The organism is Streptomyces sp. NPDC001515 (assembly GCF_053597115.1).
In genome coordinates this window covers 1-3,711 of sequence record NZ_JBSFHN010000077.1, presented here as the reverse complement: position 1 = coordinate 3,711, position 3,711 = coordinate 1, and the positions used below count along the sequence as shown (strand labels likewise).

Below are 3,711 nucleotides of genomic sequence, written 5' to 3'. Positions count from 1 at the left end.
CTCTATCAGACTCTTTCGTGTCCGATTCCCGGTCGAAGCGGGTCAAGCGTTTTTCGCTTTCCAGTTCTTCGCTTTCGCGTTTCCCTTTCCGGCGGTTTCAACCTTACCAGACCCATTTCGTTCCGTTTCCGGTTCGAATCTGAATTCTGGTGGCCGTTGAAGTGGCCTTGCCTTTCGGCTGATTCGACTTTATCAGAAGCGATTTGGCCGAAGCTAATCGGCCGGATACTTCAGAGAGTGGGAATCATGTGGCTCCGCGAAGATTCGAGTCTCCGTCGAGAGCGAGGTACATCTAACCTGCTGGGCCCGAACTTGTCCAGTTCGAGGCAACCGTTTGAATCTACCTCCCCCGGTCCACCGTGTCAACGGTTTTTGGGGCGAGGAGGAGACTAGCAGCTCCGTGCGGTCACATGCACATCAGGCGGCTACTGGGCGCTCGGCACTTCGTTCGACCTCGGTGAGGTCGCCGGCCTCGCCCGCGCGGACGGCCCGGCCGCCCAGGACGTACACGTACGCGAGGAAGGCCAGTTCGGCGGTGATGCCGAGGGTGATGCGTGCCCAGGTGGGGAGACCGGAGGGGGTGACGAAGCCTTCGATGACGCCCGAGACGAAGAGGACGAGCGCGAGACCGATGGCCATCCCGATGGCTGCCCGGCCTTGCTGGGCGAGGGCGGAACGGCGGGTGCGGGGGCCGGGGTCGATGACGGTCCAGCCCAGTTGGAGGCCGGTGCCGGCGGCGACGAAGACCGCGGTCAGTTCCAGCAGGCCGTGGGGAAGGATCAGGCCGAGGAAGGTGTCGAGGCGGCCGGCGGAGAACATGAGGCCGATGCCGACGGCCAGGTTGAGCACGTTGACGAACAGGATCCAGATCACCGGGACGCAGAGGAACGCGCCCAGGACCAGGCACATCGCGGCGGCCTGCGCGTTGTTCGTCCAGACCTGCGCGGCGAACGAGGCCGCCGGATGGCTGGAGTAGTACGTCTCGTACTCCCCGCCGGGGTCGGTCATCCGGCGCAGGTCCTCCGGGGCTCCGATGCCGGCCTGGACCTCGGGATGGGTGCCGATCCACCAGCCCATGACGGCCGCCAGTAGGACGGAGAGCACGGCGGTGGGTATCCACCAGTGCCGGGAACGGTAGACGGCCGCGGGGAAACCGGCGGTGAGGAAGTGCGCGGCGTCCCGCCACGAGGCACGGCGGGTGCCGGTCACCGTGGCACGGGCCCGCGCCACCAGCTGGGTCAGTCGGGCCGTGAGCAGGGGGTCCGGGGCGCCCGACTGGACCAGGGAGAGATGGGTCGCCGTGCGCTGGTAGAGATCGACGAGCTCGTCCGCCTCCTCGCCCGTGAGCTTGCGCCCTCGGTGCACGAGGTGGTCCAGGCGGTCCCACTCGCTGCGGTGGGCGTTGACGAAGACGTCGAGGTCCATGGGCGGCTGCTGCTCCAGGGCAAGGGTGCGTGCGTACGGGTCCGTACAACTGCGGCGCTCTGCGGGCCAGCTTGGCAGACTGTGGGCCCGAGGGGCAGGGACGGGCGGCGAGGGGCGGGCGACGATGAGCGAGTTGGTGACCGGGGACGCGGTCGTACTGGGGCTGCGGCCGGCGAAACTGCCGAGCCGTGCGCTGGCGCTGCTCATCGACCTGGCCGTGGTGGGCACCGCGTTCGTCCTGGTGTCGATCGGGCTGGCCGTCGCGGCGGCGCCGCTGGACGATGCCGCCCTGGCGGCGGTGGCCGTCGCGACGTATCTGCTCGTGCTCGTGGGCGCGCCGATCGCGGTGGAGACACTCAGCCACGGCCGGTCGCTGGGAAAACTGGCGTGCGGGCTGCGGGTGGTGCGCGACGACGGAGGCCCCATCCGGTTCCGGCACGCGCTCGTGCGGGGGGCGATGGGCGTGGTGGAGATCCTGGCGACGCTCGGCACGGTCGCCGCGATCGCCTCGCTCGTCTCCGCGCGAGGGCGGCGGATCGGGGACGTGTTCGCGGGAACGCTGGTCGTCCGGGAACGGGTTCCCGGGGGCCGGGGCGTTGCCGTTCCGCCACCTCCTCCGTGGCTGGTCGGGCGCTTCGCCGCACTCGATCTGTCGGGGGTCCCGGACGATCTGTGGCTGGCGGTACGGCAGTACCTGACGCGCATGCACCAGCTGGACGCGGCCGTGGGCCGGGGCATGGCGCAACGGCTGGCGGGCGAGGTCGCCGCGCGGACCGGGGTACCGGCGCCGGCCGGGGTGCCGGCGGCCGCGTACCTGGCCGCCGTGGTCAATGAGCGGCAGGCACGGGATGCCCGTCGTGCGTACGCCGCGACGGCGGGGAACGTCGTCGGTGCGCCGGGGAGCTGGGCGGCCGGGCCGAACCCGCTGGTCGGCGGCTACCCGGTAGGTCATCCGGTACCTGCTGGATCCCCGGCCTGGGCGCCCCAGGCGGGCGGCGGGTCTCCCGACGGGTACTCGGTGCCGGGGAGTCCCGACGGAGCCGAGGGCTTCGGTGGCCCCGAGGGCTCCGGTGGGCCGGGTGGCTTCGGTGGGCCCGGGGGCTCCGGCGGGCCCGGGGGCTCCGGCGGGGCCCCTGCGGCTTCGGTGCCGACCGCTCCCGTCGCTCCTCCCGGGTCCGGGGAGGAGAAGGGCTCCGGGGCCGCCGCCACGGGGTTCGTGCCTCCTGCTTAGAGACCGGGGACTCGGGGCCGGGGGCGTCTCAGCGGTCGGAGGGTGGGGAGTCCAGGTCTTCGAGTTCGATGCCGGGGGCGGCGAGGACCACATCGCCGGCGATGTGGACGGCGTACTGCTCACCGGTGTCCAGGGCGCTGACCTGGTATTCGTCCACGGTCAGGGGGCCGTTGTCAGTGGCGTGCGCTTCACTGTTCACCAGGGCCCAGGACTGGTCGGCCGTCCGGGGTGCGAGCACGGGATCCGTGAAGGTGACGACGCGGATGCGAGTGGGCGGGGAAGCGGGGGTGAGACGGAGCAGACGTGCGGTCGAGACGAGGAACGCGGGGGACGTGCCGCTGAAGGCGTGGGCGCGGACATTGCCTTCGGTGGCGTGGGTGCCGGTCGGATCGGTGCGCACCCAGGTGACGCCTTCGAGGGCGGCGCCGCGGACCTGCCAGCTCGCGGTGTGGAGTTCGAGTCGGATGGGGCGGCCGAGTTCGTCGAGGGTGAGGTCCACCGATCCCAGGTGATCGCCGGACGGGGCGGTCGTGCGGGAGAGGTAGCGCCAGCCGGAGGGGCCGGGCGCGCAGGTGAAATGTTCTTCGCCGAGAGGGGTGTGGTCGTGAAGATCGTGGAGCGAATATCGGCCGCGGGGCATGGGGTCCTTCGGGTTCCTCGGGCTGTGCGGGTGCGGTACGGCGCAGGCCCCCGACACGGGGGTGCGGGGGCCTGCGTTCGTCGCTGCTGCTGAGCGTCACCCGGTCCGTGGACGCGCGCGCGTCCACGGACACCGCGGGGGCCGCAGGTGGCCGGCTGTCACTGACCGGTCGTCACTGACTGGTGCCGTGTGACGGGTCGCCGGCGGCTCCGCGCGGGGGTGGGAAGGCTCAGTAGCGGTAGTGGTCGGGCTTGTACGGGCCGTCGACCTCGACGCCGATGTACGCGGCCTGCTCCGGGCGGAGCGTGGTGAGCCGGACCCCGAGCGAGGCCAGGTGGAGACGGGCGACCTTCTCGTCCAGGTGCTTGGGCAGCACGTACACGTCCGTCGGGTAGTCACCCGGCTTGGTGAACAG

The 3,711-nt window shown here is 71.1% G+C and carries 4 protein-coding genes; 1 reads left to right on the top strand and 3 read right to left on the bottom strand.

What is annotated here, in order from left to right; translation table 11 throughout:
- Positions 1 to 417 precede the first annotated feature (417 nt).
- Positions 418 to 1,425 carry a stage II sporulation protein M gene (locus tag ACWCXC_RS37330; RefSeq protein ID WP_450891804.1) on the bottom strand — a complete coding sequence of 336 codons (1,008 nt, stop codon included), beginning with the start codon at positions 1,423 to 1,425 and terminating at the stop codon, positions 418 to 420.
- Positions 1,426 to 1,549: 124 nt separating this feature from the next.
- Here ACWCXC_RS37330 and ACWCXC_RS37325 point away from each other — a divergent pair, with 124 nt between their 5' ends.
- Positions 1,550 to 2,656 (top strand): RDD family protein, encoded by a 1,107-nt coding sequence (locus ACWCXC_RS37325; RefSeq protein ID WP_450686152.1) that lies wholly within the window; start codon positions 1,550 to 1,552, stop codon positions 2,654 to 2,656.
- A 28-nt stretch (positions 2,657 to 2,684) separates the two neighbouring features.
- Here the strand turns inward: ACWCXC_RS37325 and ACWCXC_RS37320 are convergent, their stop codons facing one another.
- The gene (locus ACWCXC_RS37320; protein WP_450686151.1) at positions 2,685 to 3,296 is read right to left on the bottom strand and encodes a hypothetical protein; all 612 of its coding nucleotides are present in this window, start codon (positions 3,294 to 3,296) and stop codon (positions 2,685 to 2,687) included.
- A gap of 229 nt (positions 3,297 to 3,525) precedes the next feature.
- On the bottom strand, positions 3,526 to 3,711 hold a 186-nt coding region (locus ACWCXC_RS37315), incomplete at its 5' end, for an adenosylhomocysteinase (protein ID WP_450686141.1).

Coding starts and splice junctions, on each gene's coding strand:
- ACWCXC_RS37330 (WP_450891804.1), bottom strand. CDS start 1,425: ATGGACCTCGACGTCTTCGTCAACGCCCACCGCAGCGAGTGGGACCGC.
- ACWCXC_RS37325 (WP_450686152.1), top strand. CDS start 1,550: ATGAGCGAGTTGGTGACCGGGGACGCGGTCGTACTGGGGCTGCGGCCG.
- ACWCXC_RS37320 (WP_450686151.1), bottom strand. CDS start 3,296: ATGCCCCGCGGCCGATATTCGCTCCACGATCTTCACGACCACACCCCT.